The sequence below is a fragment of the Priestia sp. YIM B13552 genome, from assembly GCF_042787775.1.
GTDB lineage: Bacteria > Bacillota > Bacilli > Bacillales > Bacillaceae_H > Priestia > Priestia megaterium_E.
Genome location: NZ_JBHZOU010000003.1, coordinates 904756 through 927902 on the forward strand (window position 1 = coordinate 904756; position 23147 = coordinate 927902).

Annotated in this window: 16 protein-coding genes; 3 read left to right on the forward strand and 13 right to left on the reverse strand. The window is 37.5% G+C overall.

Annotation, left to right across the window (positions count from 1 at the left end; all coding sequences use genetic code 11):
* Positions 1 to 239 precede the first annotated feature (239 nt).
* On the forward strand, positions 240 to 1670 hold the full coding sequence (locus ACFX40_RS16735) for a hypothetical protein (RefSeq protein ID WP_014460532.1): 1431 nt from the start codon (positions 240 to 242) through the stop codon (positions 1668 to 1670).
* An 898-nt stretch (positions 1671 to 2568) separates the two neighbouring features.
* The gene (locus ACFX40_RS16740) at positions 2569 to 3708 is read left to right on the forward strand and encodes a hypothetical protein (protein WP_028408863.1); all 1140 of its coding nucleotides are present in this window, start codon (positions 2569 to 2571) and stop codon (positions 3706 to 3708) included.
* Between the two features lie 512 nt (positions 3709 to 4220).
* Here the strand turns inward: ACFX40_RS16740 and ACFX40_RS16745 are convergent.
* From ACFX40_RS16745 to ACFX40_RS16800, 12 genes are all read right to left on the reverse strand, one after another.
* Entirely contained in the window at positions 4221 to 5255 is a 1035-nt protein-coding gene (locus tag ACFX40_RS16745; RefSeq protein WP_098331575.1) for a DUF3231 family protein, read from the reverse strand.
* Between the two features lie 107 nt (positions 5256 to 5362).
* Entirely contained in the window at positions 5363 to 6523 is a 1161-nt protein-coding gene (locus tag ACFX40_RS16750) for a Ger(x)C family spore germination protein (RefSeq protein WP_231504504.1), read from the reverse strand.
* Positions 6523 to 8046, reverse strand: coding sequence for a spore germination protein (locus ACFX40_RS16755; protein WP_098331574.1), 1524 nt, complete (start codon positions 8044 to 8046; stop codon positions 6523 to 6525). Before ACFX40_RS16755 ends, ACFX40_RS16750 begins: the two co-directional genes overlap by 1 nt.
* A complete protein-coding gene (locus ACFX40_RS16760; protein WP_377255636.1) occupies positions 8033 to 9130 on the reverse strand; it encodes an endospore germination permease in 1098 nt (365 codons plus the stop codon). Before ACFX40_RS16760 ends, ACFX40_RS16755 begins: the two co-directional genes overlap by 14 nt.
* A gap of 156 nt (positions 9131 to 9286) precedes the next feature.
* The gene (locus ACFX40_RS16765; RefSeq protein ID WP_098331573.1) at positions 9287 to 9865 is read right to left on the reverse strand and encodes an HTH-type transcriptional regulator Hpr; all 579 of its coding nucleotides are present in this window, start codon (positions 9863 to 9865) and stop codon (positions 9287 to 9289) included.
* A gap of 232 nt (positions 9866 to 10097) precedes the next feature.
* A complete protein-coding gene (locus tag ACFX40_RS16770; RefSeq protein WP_028408869.1) occupies positions 10098 to 11312 on the reverse strand; it encodes a cystathionine gamma-synthase family protein in 1215 nt (404 codons plus the stop codon).
* A 379-nt stretch (positions 11313 to 11691) separates the two neighbouring features.
* Complete coding sequence (locus ACFX40_RS16775) at positions 11692 to 12741, reverse strand: 2,3-butanediol dehydrogenase (protein ID WP_028408870.1); 1050 nt, start codon at positions 12739 to 12741, stop codon at positions 11692 to 11694.
* 54 nt (positions 12742 to 12795) lie between these two features.
* Positions 12796 to 14673 (reverse strand): sigma-54-dependent Fis family transcriptional regulator, encoded by a 1878-nt coding sequence (locus ACFX40_RS16780; RefSeq protein ID WP_377255639.1) that lies wholly within the window; start codon positions 14671 to 14673, stop codon positions 12796 to 12798.
* A 264-nt stretch (positions 14674 to 14937) separates the two neighbouring features.
* Positions 14938 to 16317, reverse strand: coding sequence for a dihydrolipoyl dehydrogenase (gene lpdA, locus ACFX40_RS16785; protein ID WP_377238039.1), 1380 nt, complete (start codon positions 16315 to 16317; stop codon positions 14938 to 14940).
* A gap of 15 nt (positions 16318 to 16332) precedes the next feature.
* The gene (locus ACFX40_RS16790; protein ID WP_377255642.1) at positions 16333 to 17562 is read right to left on the reverse strand and encodes a dihydrolipoamide acetyltransferase family protein; all 1230 of its coding nucleotides are present in this window, start codon (positions 17560 to 17562) and stop codon (positions 16333 to 16335) included.
* Positions 17563 to 17586: 24 nt separating this feature from the next.
* Entirely contained in the window at positions 17587 to 18621 is a 1035-nt protein-coding gene (locus ACFX40_RS16795) for an alpha-ketoacid dehydrogenase subunit beta (protein ID WP_028408874.1), read from the reverse strand.
* Between the two features lie 18 nt (positions 18622 to 18639).
* Positions 18640 to 19632 (reverse strand): thiamine pyrophosphate-dependent dehydrogenase E1 component subunit alpha, encoded by a 993-nt coding sequence (locus ACFX40_RS16800; protein WP_377255645.1) that lies wholly within the window; start codon positions 19630 to 19632, stop codon positions 18640 to 18642.
* A 474-nt stretch (positions 19633 to 20106) separates the two neighbouring features.
* On the opposite strand from ACFX40_RS16800, the gene ACFX40_RS16805 reads away from it, so the two are divergent.
* Positions 20107 to 21441, forward strand: coding sequence for an ArsB/NhaD family transporter (locus ACFX40_RS16805; RefSeq protein WP_060747467.1), 1335 nt, complete (start codon positions 20107 to 20109; stop codon positions 21439 to 21441).
* An 81-nt stretch (positions 21442 to 21522) separates the two neighbouring features.
* Here ACFX40_RS16805 and ACFX40_RS16810 read toward each other — a convergent pair whose 3' ends face one another.
* Entirely contained in the window at positions 21523 to 22899 is a 1377-nt protein-coding gene (locus ACFX40_RS16810; protein WP_098331571.1) for an NCS2 family permease, read from the reverse strand.
* Positions 22900 to 23147 lie beyond the last annotated feature (248 nt).

Consider the following 23147-nt stretch of genomic DNA (forward strand, 5'->3'; position numbering starts at 1 on the left):
TCCGTACATAAGCTACACGACAAATGTAGATACTTCATGACAAAATGCAGATGACTAAAAAAGAAAATGAGAAAATCTCCCCCTTCTCCTGCTTTGCACGTGTATAATGAAAAATAGACTATAGATAGTAGCCGTCTTTTGTTTGTAGCATCGAACTTTCGTGCATTACAATAGATTTAAAACCACTATCCAACTAAGAATTAAAATGACTAACTTAAGGTTAAGGAGGTTAGATGTGTATGGATTATTCATCTTTACTCATACGCGAAGTCATTGATAGAGTATCTAAATTACGCCTCTTATCTGTTTATAATGAAAGTATAAAAAGTGATTTAGAAAGCACCATCCTCCCTCTTTATCAGCAGCACTTTGAAAATAAAGATGTAAACGAGGCGTTGAGGATTTTAAAAAAAGACTTTCTCAATCGTACGAAACGTAGATGGTTAGATGCTGCTATACGCGATTATGAGCAAAAAAAGCCTAAGAAGAATAAAGAGCTGATTGGAGAATACAAAGCGCTAACAGCTTATTATAAAACGAACGGAAAAGAACTCTTTTGCAAACAGTTTGAAAACGTATCATCTCCGGAAGAAGTCATTGATAAACGAATTGGAATTCTACGTGAATGGAGTCAAGAAGATAGCTTCTTCTTAACGGATTATCCTTATATTCATCAAAAAACCAAGACCCAGCGAGAAAAAGCAATCCATACGGATATATCTATTATTATTGGGCTGACTATACTGGACCCAAGCTTCCAAAACGGAAATCATAGTATTATTGAAAGCCCTTTTTCAACTGTAGAGAACCCTTTTTTCTCTAACTCAAGAGCAAAGCTTCTCGTCGAGCAACCCCTATTAGAGAAAGAAGGAAAAGAATATTTCTTAAGTACTTATAACTCTGAAGACGGGACAGATTACGAATTGTTAATAGAAAAAGAATACGCTGAAGAAAATGGAAACAAGATTAGTGATTTAGATCGGTTTGATTATAAAGTGTTTCTAGAAATCATGAGCCAGCGCGACGAGTTGTTCGCTACACAGAAAATCATTAACGTAAAAATTGGTGACCTTGTGAAAGCACTTTATAAAACAGACAGTAAGCGCAACTATCAAATGATAGAAGAAAGAATTACAAAAATGAAGCACTACAGCATGACAAAAGTACAGCATAATAAGAAAATTGCCTACGGTATTTTTGACTTTGTGGATATTACTACGATGCCGAACGGAACGCGAATTGCTGAAATTCACGTCAACGAAGTGATATATAGAGACTATATTCAACGCCAAACGGTGCGTATTTATAAAAATAAAGTAGAAAAATTAAGTTTAGACGCCGCTTATCATTTGCTATTCGTTATGCAAAAAGAGCGTCTCATTTGCTATGAAACAAAATCTTCATACAATGTCACAAGAGATTATTTATATTTTTCGACAAGAGTCCGCTTTCGAAAAAGACGAAAAAAAGAAAACCTTGTCGAAATTGAAACGGCCTTAGATGAGCTAGTCGAACAAAAACTAGCTGTCCAATCCTATAAAAGAGTAGGCCAAGTGTTTCAGATTACCTTTATTCCTGTGGGAGAAAGTGAAGTAAAAGACTTACTAGCCGGTGATTACGAATATGCTCCCCTTTCTATTTATCAAAACGTAACAAGTTCTATAGGCTAAAAAAGAATGCCCTTATAATCTTTATAAGGGCATTCTTTTTATCTATCTACTATTAGTTACTGCACTTTTTGCTCCACATTTCCGTGCAAAAGTGTTTTTTTGCTCCAATTCTCCATGTAAACATATTATTTCCCCTGCTAATATGGCAGTTAAACTTCACCTTCCTCGTCACTTTGTGAACTTTTTGCGTCTAAAAAAATCGTTATAATTGTTTTTTGCTCCAGATTTCCGTGCAAATGTGTCGTTTTTCTTTCTATACTGCATTTACTATAAGTTTGGCTCCAATCTTCCGTGCAAATATGCCACTTTTACATAAATTTTCTTGTGACAGCGACTTTCCCTCTTCATTTTCTCCAATTTTTGCTCCACATCTCCGTGCAAAAGTGTTTTTTGCTCCAGATTTCCGTGCAAACATGTCATTTTCTTAAAAAAACGCTATTTTCTCTGCAAATGTTTGTTTATCCCCTCTGAAAATGTGAACTTTTTGTGTCTCAAAAAGGGCATTTTTCTTTTTTTTGTCCCTATTTTCCGTGCAAATGTGTCACTTTCTTACCTGAATCTTTACTTTTATTATTTTTGCTCCTATTCTCCGTGCAAATATGTCATTTTTACATCAAATTTTTTTTGAATTTGTCGCATTTTGTGTATTTCATCCGTCACAATACGACATTTAGCTTAAGAATGCTGTTTTATCAACGTTTATAAAATATAAAACTATTTTTGCTCCACATCTCCGTGCAAATATGTCACCTTGTAAATAGATGTTTCATCCCTTGGTATCACTAGTCTTCTAAAAAAATGCACCATTTTCCCGTGCAAATATGTCATTTTACAGCCTATATGACTGTGTCTATACTGTAAAAGACGACGTATATAGTTTTGGAAAGGAGGTAACTACATGAGTGTACAAAAGCTGTCACTAAAACGGCACACCCTTATAGCAAATAAGCTGCTGATTGTCATGAGCGGCTTAAATAGAAACACGAAACGAGACAATAGCTATTACTATGAAAAACATTCATTTGGTCTTGCAAAAAACTTTGTAGATATAAAGTGGACAGGTTCTCTGATGAAGCAAATTTTAGCTTACGTAGCCAAATGTAACAGCCAGGGTCATATTTCAATTATTTCTGAGCAAGAACTGGCTAATACAATCCAATGTTCCGTTCGGACCGTTCAAAATAATAATAAGCTTTTAGAAGACTATGACATCATTCGCTGGGATCGTTTATGGGGAGACTATATTCAAGTTTCTTTAAACAACTATTTAGAGGATTTTTTAGATTTACATATAAAAGAAGCTGCTGATGTTCAAAACATATCATATAATCCTGAAATGCTTGATGAAGATCACAATACATATACTTCAAAAGGTGGTTATACTTCTGTTTCGATGGAAGTGATTTATCAATTGCTGGCTATTAAAAATATCAACATGCTGCGTCTGGCTTTACGTGCGTTGTACGTATACGAATCTGATGTAAACGTAAAGAAAGATTCAGAAGCACTTTTATCTTACACTGAGGTAAAACACATTCTTCCAAAATACATTGGCTATAAAGCTGCTATTAAAGAAATGGCTAGTAAATTGAGTACAATTTTCCGTATCGATATACTAGAAAAAGATGATTGTGTCAAAACATTATTAGAAGAAAAGCAGCCAAGAAAATCAATTATTGAAAAAATCAAGGATGGTTTTATTTTAAGCTTTAATTTAACTGGTGCTCATGATAGTAAAAAGCAAAAAGAAATCGAAAAAATCCGTGGAGAGCATGCATTTGCTCAGTTTAAGAATTTCTTTAAATCTTTTGGTCATTATTCAATTAAAAAGGAAGATATTCATTCCATTGTACATGAGTTTGGTTTAGATATAATCGAAAAATCATTAACGTCCGTTCAGCGTTACCTACAACAAACTTACATAGAAGAAAGTATGGATGCATTTCGCCCTCTTGTGCATGAAATGGAGTCAAATTTCTTTACGTATATCCGCAAAATTGCCAACGGGTATTATCAGGCAAAAATTAACACTCTATAATACTCTTTTTTGTTATGCCTTTTTTTACTCATTTCTACTCTATTTTCCTTCCATTCTTTCTTTCTCTTTCACTTACTAAAACATAAATGTCTCTCAGCTATAATAAATACCTTTAAATGATAATGATTTTCGTTTTCATGAAAAAAATCAACTAAATGAACAAAAAATACAATAAATAAACGTTATTTTCCGAACTACTGCGTAGAAAATATAGCTGTTATAAAAAAATCCTATATTTTTTCGTGGAAATTCTTGTAGTAAGCGGCAGTTTTTTTGATGGCTTCATTCCTTATAACCTTAGTCAGCAGAAGGCTTTTATCCATATAAGTTTTAGCAATGTTTATAATTTCTTTAATTTCTTTTTAATTTCTTATAAATGTATAGTAATTTCTATAAAATAATGAGCAGCAAATAAAAAACACACAAAACAGATGTCCAGATTTTGTGTGTTTTTTATTCATTAGAGCTATATAGGTTAAGAACTTTTACATATTTTAAAGCAAGTTATTTAATTAGTTGGAGTTTAAATGATTTCTATCTACCGCTTCCGGTGGTGTTTCCATCCAGCCGTTTTCCATCATAATATCCGCTGCATCTCTTACAAACCTCGAGATATTTGTCATTGATTTTCCATATAACAGCGCCAAATCATGTCTTCCATTGACGGCTACTGAATTTCCAAAAGCCCTCATTTTCATTGAGAACATATCCATTTTATGAAACAGCATCAATTTATCCGAAAACGGTGAAAAAGTCGAAGTAGTAATTAAATGATCAAGAAAGGATGGCGCTGGTAAATTATCTCGATGAAGTTTTTCAATATAGCGTTCTACCGCTTTATTGGTCAGATCTTCACCTTTTACAAATAACGCACGGATTTTTTCACTTTTAACAACTTGACTAAATGCCAAAATTAAGGCTTTGCTTGTCACATTATTCTCGATGTTATCATATAGATGAGCAATTTCTAATGAATGCAAAGGTCGAACATCTCCTATAAACCCGCTTAGATAATGAGTAGTAGCGATGTTCACTTTTTCTGGTGCGGGAATAATTGGCGGCTTAATAATAAATCCTTTATCCATTAAGATTGCCTTTATTTGCTCCATCAGTTCCATTGTTGCTTTCATACAATATGTTAAAAATGTCTTTACATCTTCTCTATACATTAGGGGCAGTGCGATACTGTAAATGCTTAATCCCGCTTTAGCAGCATATTTTAAATAATGCACGTAAAATTCATCTTCAAACAGCTTTGGAGCACCTAGGTTCACATCTTCTTGCGTAAATCCATACGGAATTGGCACATTCTCTTTTGTGAAAATGTCTTTTACGTTACTTTGAAATTCTTCCGTTAAACCTTTTGCATGCTGTAACAGCTTTTTTATATCAGGATCTTCAACGTGTTCAAGAAAATAACTTAAAATATACGAAGACATGCTGTTGCCCATATAGGTTGCCCAAAGTTTGCCCATTTCGGGGGCTGTTAATTTCTCTTTCGCGCTTTGTTTTTTTGAACCTATTTTAATTGGTTTGATTGTTTCCATCTATAATCTCCTAATTCGATTTGTTCTTAGGTTGATCTTTTCTATTTTATCTATTCTTCCACTGTTCATTTAACATTATTAGGTGAGGTGTGCAGGTTTTCAGTATTTTAATCTACAGTCGGACCTATTCGCTGTTTGTTTCCGTGCTTGACCTGTATGTTGACCTTCACGTTTATTGAGTCTTTTGTTAAAGGAATTGCCCCGTTGTTTTGAACAGCTTTCCATTTACGCAGTTCTTTTTTATAAAGAACATGAGAAAGCCTGTAAACATCACTGTTTATACTTAAACCTTGCGCATACGTTTCAATGATTTGTTTCTTAATTTTCTGTTCAGCTTCTTTTTTTATAGTCGATAGTTTTTCGTGCTGCGGCATAACTAAAATCGTTGCTTTTGCACGAACTTTTATATTAAATGTTAAATTACTGCCTTTTATAACAGGTTCAATTTTTACTTTTTTCTTATCTACCACAAGATCAATATCGGAATGATCAGGCAGCCTTACCCGTAAACCAGCTCGTACAAATTCATCCGTTATCCATCTAAGCCCTTTGATTTTATTCTCAGAAAAAACTCCTTTTAATTCAGACGATGTAATAGCCACTGCTCCGTTTACTTGAATAGCTGTTTCTCTTTTTTGATCCGTTGTTAAATGTTCTTTAGTCTGAACGAGAGGAATATTTACTTCGTGACTCGGTTCATTAAGATGGATAATGAGCTCTCTTAAATCGATGGGTGGAATAAACGAGTTTTGCTTAAAAATCACTTTAGGATCGCTCAAGCGAGAAAGAGCGTTCGATACTTCGAACATAGGCGTAGCTAACAACGTTTTTTTCAAAGGACTTTTCGTAGCATACATCCAGATGTTGTATCTCGTTTCCCGATAACGATCTAAAAAATCTACTGCCGATTTGATAGCGCCATGCTTTAACGCATCGTCCGTTAAAACAAGGAAAGCTAAGTGCCCAAAAAAGATTCTGCGCTGAGAAATTTGATAATATCTAAAAATAGCTTCATCGATGGTTTTCCCTGTTGCATAGCCAACTTCTACTTTGACTTGACCCGCGCCAGCACCGCTTGCCTCGGATTTTGCTAATAAACTTAAGTTGATGGTCTGCAGGTAAAGAACGTAACGGTTATCTTTAAAATCTACCCCCATTCCTTGTGCATATACCATTTGTTCCGGTTCATTCGTATCCCAGCATCCCGAAAGAAACAATAAAAAAGAGCTCATAACAAGTATAAGTAAATTCCTTATATTCCTTTTCACTAACTTTCTCCTTTTTCGCGGGTGGAATCGCTTGGGTTAAGCATACTAGCTCTTGTTGCTTTTTTACTTTCGGGAAGGCGGAAGAGAGATTTTAAAATATTTTTTGCGTCTAACCGGGTTGCTAACTCGAAATATGGCACACCAAACGTTCGAATGTTTGTAATATAGATCATGACTAAAAAGATGGATATAAAAAATCCAAAAAAACCTAGGATGCTGACACAGATAATACAAAAAAAGCGGATTAGTGAAATTGTTCCTATAAGAGACTGATTCGCTAGCGTAAACGTAGCAATTGTAGAACCTGCAATAACAACAAGCATGGCGGGACTGGTTAAACCGGCTCTAATGGCTGCATCACCGATAATAAGCCCTCCGATTACACTGAGCGTCTGCCCGACAGAAGTCGGCAGTCTAAACCCTGCCTCTCGAAACAATTCAAATAAAAGAAGCATCAATATTGCCTCAAGAGAGGTAGGAAACGGGACACCTCTTCTTGCTTCCACAATCGTAGCTAACAGGCTGAGCGGAAGCTGATTTTGATGAAAAGCCGTCATTGCAACCCAAAAACCCGGTAAAAAAGCAGCGATAGAAAGCCCGAAGATTCGAAGAATACGCTCAAAGGAGCTGTATAAATATGTATTCTCTTTATCCTCAGATCCCTTTAACAAGTAAAAAAGGTTAATAGGTGTAACATACGCATATGAAGTTCCATCAATTAATATAATAAACCGGCCATTTAACAGAGATTGAACCGCAAAATCAGGTCTCCCTGTATAAGCGTGGCGAGGAAAAAAGCTATACGGATTTTTATTAATGAGCTCTTCTAGCTGTGTTCCGCTGAAAATACCGTCGATATCGATATCCCCTAACTTTTCCATAATTTCGTCAAGTATTTTCTTGTCAGCTACATCTTCCATGTATAAAATGCTTACTTTTGTTTTTGTTCGTTTTCCAATCTCTAAAGAGTTTGTTAACAAGGAAACTGATTTAAGACGCTTGCGAATTAAAGCAATATTGACAGGTAAGTCTTCAATAAAATTATCTCTAGGACCCAATATGGTTACTTCATTTTTCGTTTCTTCTGGGCTTCTTTGAGGACGGTCCGAAATATCGATAGACACAACAGATTGTGGTGATCCAAAATCAATGAATAATTTCCCGGAAAAAATTTCTGAAACTGCCTGTTCTTCATCTTGAACGATAGAAACTGAGGGAAGATTTAATAATTTTATGATCTTGTCTCCTTCTACTTCACCCTCTAACTTAGCGCAGCATTCCTCTAATTTTTTAGGAATCATTTCATAGAGCATTTCCGTACTAACTAGACCGGTACAATAAATCATAAGCACTCGTTTGTTATAAAAATAAACGGTCTCAAAGTTAATATCGCTGCATTTTCCAAATAAATCTCTTAATGTACATTCATTGATTATCTGAGCACGAGAAGAACTTCCTTTTAAAAGATTTTCCGTCTCTTGTTTTTTAGAGCTGTCGCCTTCTTTCTTCTTAAAAAATTCCACTCTTACCCCTCCTTGTTTTATGAGAAAATAGAAAGACTATGACTACTAAGAAAAGAGAGAAAGCAACAAATAACCAGAAAGTAGCCGGTATGATTGTAAAAAATAAAAGATTTGAAAAAGCAAAGTCCGTTATAGGAGCCAGCGTACATACAGTGATAACCACTAAAACGAGTAAAAGAAACCTTTTTTGGCCTTTTTGAAACGGAACTAATTCTTTCATAATAAAAAGAAAGGTCGAAATGCGGATAAAGGTACCCGACAACCACTGATAAATAGATAGAAAGTCGATATGCTCTATAAACTTTCCAAGCGATGCAATTCCCCATTCTTCATAGGGAGGGAAACGTTGCTTAGAGGCTTCTACAGGGCCAAATTCAGTAATTGCTCCAATGAGAGGCCCAATCGTAAGGCCTGTTAAGAGAATTGCAGCCACTGCTAAATGCTTATAGCGTATAGGCTGCGGTACTCTGTGCTGTAAAAAGAGCAGCAGCAGCAGCTCTACCATCCCCGATCCTTGAAATACAATACTTTTAATAACAGGAAAATAGCCATTTTCTAAAACTGGCTGCAATAAAGAATAATCTTTAAATTGAAAGTTTGTAAAAGAAACAAAGAAACCTAATATTACAATAAAAAATAAAAGAAATACGTTTACAATGCTAATCGTTCTAATACTCGTAGCGGCAAGTAAGCAACAGGTAAAACCAAATAGTAAAACGAGGATAATTAAAGGTGTTCGCTGAAGAAAAATAATATTAATCCACGTAATTGTCTCTCGTAAAGTGACGACCTCCATAATGGTCAAATAAGCGATTGTAAGAAAAATAACGACATTGGTAAATGACTTATTCATATGTTTTTTCATCCATTGAAAAAGATGTTCGCCTTTTGTTTTTTTATTTACATATACGAGTAAAGGAACCCATATGAGCGTTAAAAGACAAGTAAGAAGAACGGTAATCCAAGCATCTCGTCCTGCCGTTTTAATTAATGGAGATATGAGCATCACATGAGTTTTTAAGCCAATAAACGTCATTGAAAGAAGGATCAATTGAAAAACAGAAATTGAGTCTGACTTATTCATGGTAATCACTCCTTCTCTTCAGAAAATTTACTACTGGTAGCTTATCCTAAATTTCTCATAATATAATGGAGAATCATTATTCCAAAAATAAAAAAGAGCTGTTTTATACGTCGTATTTCTCACGTATAAAACAGCTCCGTCTGTTATTCACTGCGTTCAATTACTAGTTAGCTGGACTTCTTTCTTATCTTCATTTTCTTCTATTCCCGCTTCTTTTATATTCACAAAAGGTTGATCAGCAACGGTCACAAGCTCGCCGCCGCAAACATGGCGAACAACGGTTACTAGCTCTGGAAAAGCGGGGAATTTGCCGTATAACGTTTTTAAAGGAAGTGCGCCTTTACATATCTTACTGTTATGTGGTTCATACCCTTTGAGCGTATCAAGTAATAATTGTTCTCCGCTTTCAGTCAATTTGATGTAGGTGTTTCTTTTATCATTTTCTCTTTTGGACAAATGCAGATATCCTTGATTTTCTAATTTTTTCGAAAAATTAAACGCTGTAGAGATATGCATAGCTCCTAAATTAGCTAACTCTGACATAGAGATTTCTCCTGTGTTACTAGCTAAACATAAAATATGATGCTCATTTACATTCAGACCATAAGGTTTCACCCATTGCTCCCAGTCATCTTCTGCAGCTCTCCAGATGGCTTTACTTACCTGCATTAATTTGAATCCAAACAATGATGCATCTTTTATTGTGTATTCACTTTCTTGTTCTTGTTTCGACATACTATCATTCCTTATTTGTAGGCTGTTGTAAGTTAGTTTATTTTTAAAACGCGTAAAAACATTTTTATTTCATCTAATTTATCAGTATACCTACAAAATCAGACGAAAAAATACACGTACAGTTTAATTTACCAGCTTTATTCCACAAAATTTCTACAATTCTGAAGAAGTGTCTACCAACTAAAAAGAAGTACTTACTTTATTTTTATTAAAAAAAGTAATAAGCGTCTTTTTAATTACTAATAGATGATGCGGATTCTAAGTGAGCAAATGCTTGTTCTAAGTCTGCAATTAAATCTTCCGTATCTTCAATTCCTACAGATATGCGAACCAGTCCTTCGGATATTCCAAGAGCTTTACGTTCTTCAAGCGTACATTCTACGTGACTAGTCGTTCTTGCCGGGCCGTAAATTGTTTCAACCGCTCCTAAATTGCCGGCTTTATTTGCATACGTTAACTTTGGCAGCAAAATTTTAATAGCTTCCATTTCTCCTTTTAAAACAAAGCTTAATATTCCGCCAAAGCCTTTCATTTGTTTTTTGGCAATATGATGATGAGGATGTGTTTCCAATCCAGGATAATAGACGGCTTCAACAGCTTCTTTCTTTTGAAGAAATTTAGCAATTTCCAAAGCGCTTCGCTCTTGTTGACGTATACGTAATTTTAACGTTTTCATTCCTCTTAAAATAAGATACGCTGACATGGGATCCATGGTCGCGCCATTGATCTCACGGTAGTGATACACTTGCTGCATTAATTCTTTAGAGCCGCATACTGCCCCTCCTAAGGCATCCGCATGTCCGCTTAAAAATTTTGTTGCGCTGTGAATGACAAGATCTACCCCTAATTGAAGAGGGTTTTGATTAATAGGTGTCGCAAACGTATTATCAATAATGACGACTGCCCCTACTGCTTTTCCTGCTTTTGCTATTCTTTCAATATCAATAATTTTCATCGTAGGATTTGTAGGTGACTCTAAATATAGCACTTTACATCCTTTATTTACTTCCGCTTCAATTTCTTCATGATTTCCCGTATTGCATAAGGTTACATCAACTCCGATGTTAGGAAGGAACTCGGTGAAGATTTTATTTGTTCCTCCATATGTATCTTTTACCGATACGACGCGGTCTCCCGGTTTTAAAAACGTGTATAATGTGCTGCTAATAGCCGCCATGCCAGAGGAAAATGCGACCGCTTCTTCTGCTTCTTCAAGTATCCTAACTTTTTCTTCAAAAGCTTTAACCGTAGGATTACTCATGCGATTATACGTATAGCCTGGTTTGTTTCCTAACGCAACTTCTTGCCATTCGTCTACATCATCATAATTGTAAGCTACGCTGAAGACGACAGGAACTTGAGTGGCATTGTAAGCAAGCGATTCTTTTTCTCCTGCCCATACCGCTTTTGTTCCGTCTTGTACATTTCTAAACTGTTTGTCTGTCATTCACTCATCACCTCTGATTTTATTAATTAGATAATGATTAGATTATATATTGTATACAATATACTGTATATAGTACAGAATAATCTGATAATAAAATAACCATACTTACCTTATTCAATTTAAAGAGGTTGAGACATAACAAAATGAATCGAATCTAAAGACGAACAAATAGGATAGAGCTGAACCGCTTGTGACACGGCAGTTAATTTCCGTGCAAGAATTCGCTTTCCGCAGGCGGCCGCTGTTCCCGCAGGAGTCTTCGTCTTGCCCTCCAATAAACGGCTAGAAGAACTTAAACAAAACGAACCACTAATCAAAAATCTTGATCAATGGTTCATTTTTTACTTCGTCTAGAATACTTTTGTCCCAGCCTCTTTTTTTATTCGGCTTTCACTAAAATTTTCACCTGTTCTTTTTCTTTTAACAATGTCTCAAAACCTTCTTCAATCACATGTTCTAGTTTAATACGTTTTGTCACCAGTTTATCAGCCGAAAAATAACCTTTTGCCATTAAACTAATAACCGCTGGAAATACATCGCGGTAGCCAATAATACCTGTTACTGTACGCTCTTGTAAAACGATTGTTTGGGGATGAATGGAGGCTTCTTTTTCAAATATACTAACAATCATTGTCTCTCCGCCACTTTTAGTAGAGTTAATGGCTTGAGTTAAAACTAAGGGAACACTTGTCACTTCATAGGAAACATCTACACCTCCGCCTGTGCGCTTATGTACTTCTGCTACGGGGTCGTATTCTTGCGGGTTAATGGCAATCGCCCCAAGTTCTTCAGCTTTCTGTCTGCGCTGTTCCGATAGTTCAATCGCATAAATTTCAGATGCACCCGATGCTTTCAACGCTTCAATAACTAACAAACCGATTGGCCCCGTCCCAAATACAGCGGCTTTATCTCCTACCTTTAGTTTGCTTTGGCGCACAGCATGAAGAGCCACAGCTGAAGGCTCTACGAGAGCTCCTTGCTCGTAAGACACCACTTCTGGTATTTTATGAATCATTTCTACTGGTATGGAGGCATACTCAGAAAAACCTCCGCCCCCTCCTGCAAGACCATAAAACCCCATTTTATTACAAAGATTATACTTTCCTTGTTTACAGCCTTCACACTTTCCGCATGCATAGATAGGTTCTACCACTACTCTGTCTCCGACTTCTATATGCGTAATACCTTCTCCGATTTCTACAACTTGTCCAGAAAATTCATGCCCCAGCACAACCGGCGCTTTATCTTTGCTTAATGGATGAGGTTCTTCTGTAGGAATAAAAATGGGTCCTGCCGTGTACTCATGCAAATCACTTCCGCAAATTCCACACCATTCTACTTTAATTTTCACTTTCCCTTGAGAGACGGTAGGTTCTGCAATATGTTCTAACCTTACATCTTTAACGCCATGCCATCTTAATGCTTTCATTCTACTCAGCTCCTATTCTTATTTAAAAATTTAAAACAGCTAAAAACTCTAAGCTTACAAATTGAATTTTTTTAATCTGTTGTAAAATGTACTTCTTGGTATATCTAACAGCTTAGCGGCAAGTGACACATTTCCCTGCGTTTTACGTAAAGCATCCATCATTAAGTCTTTTTGAACTTTTTCACGAAATGTTAGTGCGGGTAAGGACGTAAAATCATTTTCTTCTATTTCTTGTGAAGTATCAAAGTGGGAGATGCTCTTCTGACTGCCAAGATTTAAAGAACTTAAATAATTCAATACCTTCTTTTTTTCTACTTCCGTGTTTAGTGAGATTTTCAAGCGTTCAAGTACATTAAATAATTCTCGAATATTGCCGGGCCACTGGTAATCTATTAATTTATCCACTAATTCTTTAGGGAAATTCATATTCCAATCATTTTTTTGACAAAAGTACCGCATCAGATGCGGAATATCTTCTTTTCTTTCCCGTAAAGGCGGAACATGCACGGGATACACGTGAAGCCGGTAATATAAATCTTCTCGAAACTTCCCTTCACTGACAAGCTGACGAAGATCTCGATGAGTAGCGGTAATAATCCGGATGTCTACCGGAATTTCCTGATTGCTTCCAACAGGCGTTATCTTGCGCTCTTGCAATACTCTTAGTAAAGAAACCTGCATAGAATGAGGAAGCTCACCTATTTCATCAAGAAAAATCGTACCGTGATTAGCCTGCTCAAACTTTCCTTGATATCCTTGACGCCGTGCTCCTGTAAATGCTCCTTCTGCATAGCCAAATAATTCACTTTCCATAAGTTCCTTCGGAATGGCGCCACAATTAAGAGCAATAAAAGGTCCGTTTTTACGCGAGCTGTTTTCATGAATTGTTTGAGCTATTACTTCTTTTCCAGTACCTGTTTCACCTAAAACATAGACCGTTGTATCCGTAGGAGCCGCATGCTTTATTTCTTCTAGCGTTTGCTGAAAGGAACGGCTTATGCCCGCTTCTCCTTTAAAAGAAAATGATTGAGCAGGGATCTGTGTAGCTGTTTGGTTATGGTGCGCTTCTTCTGATAGATAAATAATCTTTCCAATAGAATGACCGTGTCTTTTTGAAATTACAGGCACTTCCATCACTATACGAAATCCCTGTTGTACAATCGTATTTAACTGCAGCCCTGACCATTTTGGTATACATTCTCGTACGGTTTTGCTTGCTCCCACAATCACTTCTTTGTAATTGCAAAGCAACAAGAGCTGCTTGCTATCGACGAAATTCATAGAAGCATGAACCAACTCAATTTCGTCTTTGTGCATTCGAATGCTTAACTCCCGTTCAATTGTATATGCAATGGACGTAACCATTCCAAGTGTATAAGGGTGAGCTCTGTTTACAGGACAAGAAATATTAATAATCCCAATTAAATTTCCATCGTCATTTCGAACAGGCGCTGCCGAACAGCTCCATTGATGCGAAGCAATTGAATAATGTTCTGTACCCGTTATCATAATGGGCTCTTCCGTTTGCAGAGCCGTACCGATTGCATTTGTGCCTACTTCTTTTTCTGTCCAACAGGCACCTTCCACAAAATTAATTTTCCTTGCTTCATTCAGTGTAAGTCTATTTCCTGTAATAGATAAAATATAGCCTTCTGGGTCAATTAATAAAGCAACCATTCCTAAGTCCGCCGCTGATTGTCTGATTCTTTCTAAATGCGGCAAAGCTGTCTCAAGAAATAAAGAGTTCATTTGTTTTCGAGAATGAAAAGCTTCGTTTTTTAAAATCGATCTGCCTTTATCTAGGTAAGGATTAACATCTGCGCTTTTACAGCGATGCCACGATTTCACAATGATGTCGTTTAACCTTGAAGATTCAAGTGCTCCTTCGTTTACAAAACGTTTCCATGTGTTTAAAGAAAGTGTGGATTCCATTTCTTACCTCTCCCCTATAAACTTAATTGAATATAGTAAATCAAGGCTTGTTACTATTATTATAAATCACAAAGAAAACGTTATCATTACTAAAGAGAGATTCTTAAACTTACGTTATGTAAAAAGTATAGAAAAACTAGACGAGGATGCAGGAAAACTCCTATCGCTCTTGCATGATTCCTTCATCCTCTAGTTTATCTTTTTAAGCCCTTCATTTTTACTTTTCATTCTTAAAGGGCTTAATCACTTAGGGCATTTGTATAGTTAAGAGTGAATGGCCTGACCCGCTGACTGCAAAAGAGCTTCGTGAATGGCTTCAGATAATGTAGGATGGGCAGCGATAAAGTCTTCCATTATATCTGTAGTCAACTCTCCGTGCATCATAATGGTTCCTTGTCCAATTAATTCTGTAGCATGTGAACCTACAATGGAAAGCCCAATAATTTCGTTAAACTGCGGTTCTACGATTACTTTTACTTTTCCAACGGACTCATTGGCAATCATCGCTTTGCCGTTTGCCGTAAACGAGAATTCTCCGACGCGAATATCGCCGTATTCGCTTCGAGCCTGCTTTTCTGTCATACCGACACTTGCAATTTCAGGGTGAGTATAAATGCAGCGGGGCACAGCTCGATAATTTACGCTCTTGTCTTTTCCGCATGCGTGTAAAGCGGCAACTGTGCCTTCATGAAAGGCGACATGAGCAAGCTGAATTCCGCCAACTACATCTCCACAAGCATAGATGTTAGGTATATTCGTTTGCATATGCTCATTAACATCAATTCCTTGTTTTGAAAAATGTACGCCAACCTGTTCTAAACCCAAACCTAGCACTCTAGGTTTTCTTCCAATTGAAATTAATGCATACTCAGCCTGCAGTTCATGCAGCTCTTCTTTATGTTTAAATAGAGCTGTTTTATCTTTTGGCTGCATTTCTGTTAGCGAAGCGGATGTATAAATCCTTACGCCTTTTTTCTCTAATTCTTCCTGTAACGTAAATGCGATGTCGGCATCTTCACCAGGAAGCAGCTGGTCTGCCGCTTCCACAATTGTTACTTTTGTTCCCATTTGGCTGTAAATGCTTGCAAATTCACATCCAATTACACCCCCTCCTACTATTAAAAGAGCTGAAGGGACAGCAGGCAGCGACATTGCTTGTTTACTGTGAATGATCCACTTTCCATCAAAAGAAGCAAATGGCAGGCTAGCAGGTTCTGAACCCGCAGCAATAATAAACTGTTCAGCCTCTACCTCTTCTACGTGATTTTCGTTTCGCACGGATAGACGATGATTTGTCAAAAAAGAAGCTTCTCCTTTTATGACTTTAATACTGTTCTTTTTCATCAAATAGCCAATTCCCCTGACCAAGTTTTTTACAATGGCTGTTTTATGATGCTGAACGCCATCCCAGTTAATTTTCACTTGTTCTAAAGGAAGAGTGATACCGAATTGCTCAGCTTTCTTAATTTTCTCATAGGCTTCCGCGCTTGCTAATAGCGACTTTGTTGGCATACAGCCCTCATTTAAACAGGTTCCACCTAAATCTTTTTGTTCGATTAACGTAACTTGTTTTCCTTGCCGGGCGGCAGTGATTGCCGCTACATATCCTGCTGGACCGCCGCCAATGACAACTAAAGGTTTCACGGAATGCACCCCTTTCTATAAGAGTAGTAAAATAGGCTGTTCTAAGTATTGTTTAATGGTTCCAAGGAAATTAGCTGCAGGTGCTCCGTCCAGTACGCGATGATCAAACGTCAGGCTTAAAGGCAGCAAGTTTCTTTTTTGTAATTCGTCTCCTTTATACATCGGTACATCTTCAGTAGCTCCAACACCAAGAATTCCTGTTTCAGGCGGGTTTAATACAGGTGTAAAATACTCTACTCCGTAAGCACCGAGATTAGTAATAGTGAATGTAGAACCTTGCATTCTATCAGTGCTCAGCTGACCTTGCCGAGCATCTGCTGCTCGGGTTTTGATCTCTGCAGCTAATTCCACTAACGGCATCTTTTCAGCATGCTGCATAACGGGAACAACTAACCCATTTTCTAAAGCTACGGCCATTCCAAGATGAACATGGTTATAGAGTTGAATTTCGTTATCAATATAGGCACTGTTCATTTGTTTGTGTTCTTGAAGTGAAAGAACAACAGCGCGAGCAATAAAATCAGTTAGAGAGATTTTCACCTTATGGCGTTGTTGGATTACATCTTTGATTTCTCTCTGAAGAGACAGCAAATCCGTCACGTCAGCTTTCATATTAATCGTTAATTGGGCACTGTTTAATAAACTATTATGCATTCGACTTGCAATGACTTTCCTTATGCCCGCTACGGGAAGCGTTTCTTTGTTTATAGCGGGGTTATCCCTTTCTACCGTTTGGGGACTCGCTTCTGAAGCTCTTTCCGCCAGCACTTTCTCTACATCTGCTTTGGTGATTCTTCCTTTTGGTCCTGTGCCTTGAATCGTTTCAACATTAAGGTTTTCAGATTCTGCTATTTTCCGTGCAATTGGGGAAATGCGCACAGTTTCTTTATTCTTTTTTGATGGAGCTGCGTTTGCTGGTGGCTCTTCTAAAGAGATAGCAGCCGCTACCTCTTTTTTAGGCGCTTGCAGCTCATTTGCTGAACGGTTCTGCTCAGTGAGCTGCTCGTTTGGCTTTCCAACATAACAGATAATCGTTCCAGGAGGCACTCCTACATCTTCTTGTACAAGAATATCAAGAATCACACCGTCCTGCGGCGCTTCAATATCCATTTCGATTTTTTCAGAATTAATGCTTGCAATCATATCTCCTTTTGAAACGGAGTCTCCAACTTTTTTGTTCCACGTCGAAACGGTTCCTTCTTTCATTGCCATCCCTAGTTTTGGCATTACAACCTCTGCAGCCATTTGCTTCCTCCTCCTTTTCTTTAATTACACACTTAGAAGCGATTTATCTCCTAGTAACTCCGATACAACTTCAATCACTTTTTGTGGTGTTGGCAGATAAATATCTTCTAATGGAGGTGAAAATGGCACAGGTGTATGTGGTGCTGTAATTCGTTTAATAGGTGCATCAAGCATGTCAAATCCTTTATCAGCAACTAGCGCAGCAATATCTGTTGCGATGCTGCATCTTGGATTGGCTTCGTCAATGACAATTAATCGATTCGTTTTTTCTACAGAAGAAAGAATGGTCTCTTCATCAAAAGGTGATAGACTTCGCGGATCGACTACTTCTACATCAATTCCCTTGTGAGACAATTGATCTGCTGCTGTAAGTGCAGTATTTACTTGTTTTCCAATGGCTACAATGGTTAAATCTGTTCCTTCGCGTTTCACGTCAGCTTTCCCTAGCGGAATTGTATAGTAGCCTTCAGGAACCTCTCCTTTCATGTTGTACAATGTTTTGTCTTCAAAAAAGATAACGGGATCATTGTCTTCAATAGCTGCTAACAATAACCCTTTTGCATCGTAAGGGTTAGAAGGTACGACTACTTTAAGGCCAGGAATGCTAGTAAACAAGGCGTACAAGCTCTGAGAATGCTGAGCTGCAGCCCTAAATCCAGCTCCATGAGTCGTCCGAATCGTGACGGGCACTTCAGCTTTTCCTCCAAACATGTATCTAAATTTCGCCCCTTGATTCAGCACTTGATCTAAACAGCAGCCAATAAAGTCATTAAACATTAATTCTGCAACCGGTCTTAACCCTGTAGCTGCCGCTCCCATTGCCGCTCCTATATAAGCTGCTTCTGAAATAGGCGTATCCAGAATTCGTTCACGTCCAAATTCTTGTACAAGCCCCTTTGTCACTCCAAGGACCCCGCCCCAAGCCTCATCATCTTGCAGGTGGTCAATTTCCGCTCCGCCAGCTACATCTTCTCCCAAAAGAATCACATTCTCATCTTTTCGCATCGCTAGTTTCATAGCTTCATTAATAGCTTCAGACATGCTTAATTTTCTAGTCATTTTCTTTTCCCCCTTTAATTAATAAGATACATAAACATCCGTTAATAGTTCCGAAGCATCAGGATAATCGCTTGTTTCTGCTAACTCAACTGCGCGTTTTACTGCTTTTTCTACATCACCATCAATATCTCTAAGCTCTTTTTCTGTTACTACTTGTTCTGAAAGCAAGTAATTTTCAAAAAGAGCAATCGCATCTTTTTCCTGGAGATGTTCTTTCTTTTCATTTCCTGATTTATACGTTTGTGCGTCGCCTTCAAAATGTCCGTAATTTCGATACGTTACACATTCAATTAATGTTGGCCCTTCCCCTCTGCGGGCTCGTTGAACAGCTTCTGCAGCTGCTTCATAAACTGCCATCACGTCTTTTCCATCCACTCGTACCCCTGGAATGTTATAAGATGCGGCACGATCTGCAATCGCGCTGCAGCTCGAAGCATAAGAAAATGGAGTTGCCTCTCCGTAGCCATTATTTTCAGCAACAAAAACAACCGGCAGTTTCCAAATCGCTGCTAAGTTGATTCCTTCATGAAACGTCCCTTCATTACCCGCTCCGTCTCCAAAAAAGCAAACGCTTACATCTTTTGTCTTTTTATACTTAGCAGTTAAAGCAGAACCGCATGCAAGCGGAAATCCTCCTCCTACAATTCCATTTGCCCCTAAAATTCCTTTATCTAAATCCGCGATATGCATGGATCCGCCTTTTCCTTTGCCTAACCCGGTTACCTTTCCAAAAAGCTCAGCCATCATTCCATCTAAATCGCCGCCTTTAGCAATACAATGACCGTGTCCGCGATGAGTGCTCGTAATACTGTCACTGTCATTAAGATGAGCGCAGATTCCAACCGCTACCGCTTCTTCACCTGCATACAGATGAACAAAACCAGGCAGTACACCTTTTGCGAAAATTTGATGTACTTCATCTTCAAACTTTCGAATTTCTACCATTTTCTGATACATCCAGCTGGCTTTTTCTTTCGTAAGCTTTTCTGTTTTATTTTGAGCAGTTTTCATTATGGTAAGCCTCCTCATTTGATTATCAAACTTCACTTAACTACTATTGCAAGTACCGTGCCAATAGTAAAATCGCTTTATACTAGCAATCTATTGTTGGATTTGGCCTCATAAAGTTAGACAAAGTTGGACACTGTTCCAACTTTGTCTAACTTTGTCCAATCTTAGGGAAACCAATTATGTAAACTGAATTTAAGGTGCATAATAAGTATACAGGAGGAAAATTACATTGAATAATCAACAAGAAAGCTTTTATATAAATATGATATAATGCTGAAGGAATCGTCTTCATTTTGAAGAATACTAAAGCTCCTAAAGGAGGTTGGTTAAAGCAAAACGGGCTTTATAGAAGTTTTACCGTAAAGTTGGATGTAAATTAAACGATGAAAGATGAGGTGAAAACCTGGAAAACATCCAAAGTTTTTGTCATCTACACTTCGTGATGTCTAGATGACATATCGCCAGGTTACTGTTATGCACAATGCAATTCAACACATTACAAGTTTTCATGTATACGCAGCCATTATTATATTTATCATTACATATTTTTTGATTATGACCGAAAAGATCAATCGCGCTTCGGCAGCTCTTTTAGGCGCTATATTGATGATTTTGTTAGGTATTGTTGACTTTAATAAGGCCATTATGGAACACATTCAGTGGGAAACGATTGTCCTTCTTATGGGTATGATGATTTTAGTCGGCATTACAAACAAAACGGGCGTGTTTCAATACGCAGCCATCAAGTCTGCTAAAATCGCTAAAGGTGACCCTGTTCGAATTCTAGTTATTTTATCAATCTTAACAGGCGTCGGATCAGCATTTTTAGACAATGTAACAACCGTGTTATTAATTGTTCCCGTTACATTTTCCATCACTACTATTTTGAATATTAATCCTTTTCCATTTCTTATATCAGAAGTGCTGTTTTCAAATATTGGAGGAACGGCAACTTTAATAGGCGACCCGCCTAATATTATGATTGGGGCAGCGAACCCTCACCTTGATTTTAATGCTTTTTTATTAAACTTAGCTCCTGCAGTACTGATTATCGGTGTTGTTACGCTGGGGATTCTTGTTCTTATCTATCGTAAAAAGTTAAAAGTAGAAGATAGTAAAAAGCAAGAGCTAATGAGTTTAAATGAAAAAGATTATATTCAAGATTCCGTTTTAATGAAAAAATCGTTAACTGTATTAGTCTTAACGATTCTAGGTTTTACTCTGCATTCCGTTTTACATATCGATGCCGCTATGGTAGCTATTACAGGTGCAGCTGTATTATTGGTAATTGGATTACGAACTCATGATGAAGTAGAAAGCGCGTTTGATTCTGTTGAATGGACAACCATTATTTTCTTTGCTGGTTTGTTTATTCTTGTCGGGGGATTAATCGATGTAGGCATCATTAAAAAGCTCGCTGCAGGCGCGTTAAACGTTACAGACGGCAATATCGCACTGTCAGCTTATCTCATTTTGTGGATTAGCGGAATTGCTTCAGCTGTTATTGATAACATTCCTTTCGTTGCTACAATGATTCCACTTATTCAAGATATGGCTCATGGAATGGGAATGAGCCCTGATTCTGCTCAAATCAGTGTACTATGGTGGTCACTGGCTCTAGGAGCATGTTTGGGAGGGAACGGTACGCTAATTGGAGCGTCTGCCAATGTAATTGTAGCTGGCATGGCTGTAAAAAAAGGACATAAATTTTCGTTTATGGATTTTTTGAAAATTGGAGCTCCAATTATGCTTGTATCTCTTTTAATTTCAACGTTATATATCTTCCTTCGCTATCTTTTATTTTTGTAAGAGAAGAAAAATTAAAATCTACGCGAACAGTAAAAAAGACTTCTCAGCTGAGGAGTCTTTTTTTACTGTAAATACATGCACTCAAGCAGCCCAGACGAAGTTGATAATAAAAGCGGCGCTAATAATATACATAATCCAGTGAATTTCCTTTGCCCTGCCGGCTAACAATTTAACGAATGTATAAGATAAAAACCCTAGCGCTAAGCCTTCGCCGATACTAAACGTTAACGGCATCAAAATAATGGTACAAAAAGCAGGCACAGCATCTGTTATCTCGTCTAAAGGAATGTTTTTAATTTCCGTTAACATGAGAGCTCCAACCATAATTAAAATAGGCGCTGTAGCAAAAGCAGGAATAATGCTAATTAATGGCGTAAATAAAATGCTCACTAAAAACAACATGGCAACGACCAGTGCTTTAAGGCCTGTTTTGCCTCCTTCTGCAATTCCCGCAGCATTTTCTACATACGCGTTCATTGCGGTAGATCCCATAGCAGCACTGGCTACAGTCGCAAGAGAATCTGCCATAAGCGCTTTATCTAACCCTTTAATTTCTCCTTTTTCATCCATTAATCCAGCTTTTTTAGATAATCCAATCATCGATCCTAAATTATCAAATAGCTCCACAAGTGTAAATGAAAAAATAATAGAGAAAAGACCGTAATGAAGAGCAGATTTAATATCCATTTGTAAAAAAGTTTCCGACATGCTCGGCATTGAAAACGACACCACGCTGCTGATGCTTTTAGGTGCTTCTACTATGCCCAGCACCATCCCGGCAATTGATACTAGCAAAATGCTAATCAGGGCAGCTCCTTTAATTTTTCGAGCAGTTAATACAGTTACCGCGATAAAACCTAATAAAGCAAGTAATGGGCCCGGTTTTGTAAGCTGACCAAGGGCTACTAAATTTTCTTTGTTGCTTACAATAATGCCTGCTTGCTTAAAACCGATAAAAGCAATAAATAGACCGATTCCAACAGAAATAGCACTTTTTAAAATAGCGGGTATCCCTTCAATAATCTTCTTGCGTAAGCCCGTTATGGTTAAAATAAAAAATACAACGCCTGAAATAAATACGGCTCCTAAACCTGTTTGCCACGTTAGCCCTTCACCCAATACCACTGTATACGTAAAAAAAGCGTTCAACCCCATTCCTGGTGCTACTGCAATAGGCATGTTCGCCCACAGTGCAAACAAAAGAGTAGCAAAGACAGTGGCAAAAATCGTCGCCGCAATTGCCGCTTCTTTTGGAATGCCTGCATCTGCTAAAATCGTCGGATTAACAAAGATAATATAGCTCATCGTCACAAAAGTAGTAATTCCAGCAAGAATTTCTGTTTTTACATCTGTTTTACGTTCGGTTAAATGAAACAGCTTATCCAACCATGAAGGCTTAGGTGCTGATTTTTTTGTTAGTTCCATATGCTGAGCTTCAACTTTTTCATTCATCGCCACTTGCTTTTCACTCCTTTAATTTTCGATTCATCTTCTTTTAACTCGCTTTTACAGCTCCTCTATAAAACAGTGTGTGTTTAGCCATTTCCCCTCTCTTTTTTGATGAAAATATCTATAAAAAAAGCCGTGAAAACAGAAGGGAATCCTTCTATCTTCACGGCTCTTTGCTTCTGTAAACAGAAGATAAGCATCCGTCTTTTGCGCGTTTTGCGAAACAAACGATTTCATCGATCGTTTTGCAATTTATA

What these genes read in the sequence shown, in the direction of transcription:
- ACFX40_RS16735 (WP_014460532.1), top strand. Translation starts at nt 240, where the DNA reads ATGGATTATTCATCTTTACTCATACGCGAAGTCATTGATAGAGTATCT.
- ACFX40_RS16740 (WP_028408863.1), top strand. Translation starts at nt 2,569, where the DNA reads ATGAGTGTACAAAAGCTGTCACTAAAACGGCACACCCTTATAGCAAAT.
- ACFX40_RS16745 (WP_098331575.1), bottom strand. Translation starts at nt 5,255, where the DNA reads ATGGAAACAATCAAACCAATTAAAATAGGTTCAAAAAAACAAAGCGCG.
- ACFX40_RS16760 (WP_377255636.1), bottom strand. Translation starts at nt 9,130, where the DNA reads ATGAATAAGTCAGACTCAATTTCTGTTTTTCAATTGATCCTTCTTTCA.
- ACFX40_RS16765 (WP_098331573.1), bottom strand. Translation starts at nt 9,865, where the DNA reads ATGTCGAAACAAGAACAAGAAAGTGAATACACAATAAAAGATGCATCA.
- ACFX40_RS16770 (WP_028408869.1), bottom strand. Translation starts at nt 11,312, where the DNA reads ATGACAGACAAACAGTTTAGAAATGTACAAGACGGAACAAAAGCGGTA.
- ACFX40_RS16775 (WP_028408870.1), bottom strand. Translation starts at nt 12,741, where the DNA reads ATGAAAGCATTAAGATGGCATGGCGTTAAAGATGTAAGGTTAGAACAT.
- ACFX40_RS16780 (WP_377255639.1), bottom strand. Translation starts at nt 14,673, where the DNA reads ATGGAATCCACACTTTCTTTAAACACATGGAAACGTTTTGTAAACGAA.
- ACFX40_RS16790 (WP_377255642.1), bottom strand. Translation starts at nt 17,562, where the DNA reads ATGGCTGCAGAGGTTGTAATGCCAAAACTAGGGATGGCAATGAAAGAA.
- ACFX40_RS16795 (WP_028408874.1), bottom strand. Translation starts at nt 18,621, where the DNA reads ATGACTAGAAAATTAAGCATGTCTGAAGCTATTAATGAAGCTATGAAA.
- ACFX40_RS16800 (WP_377255645.1), bottom strand. Translation starts at nt 19,632, where the DNA reads ATGAAAACTGCTCAAAATAAAACAGAAAAGCTTACGAAAGAAAAAGCC.
- ACFX40_RS16805 (WP_060747467.1), top strand. Translation starts at nt 20,107, where the DNA reads ATGCACAATGCAATTCAACACATTACAAGTTTTCATGTATACGCAGCC.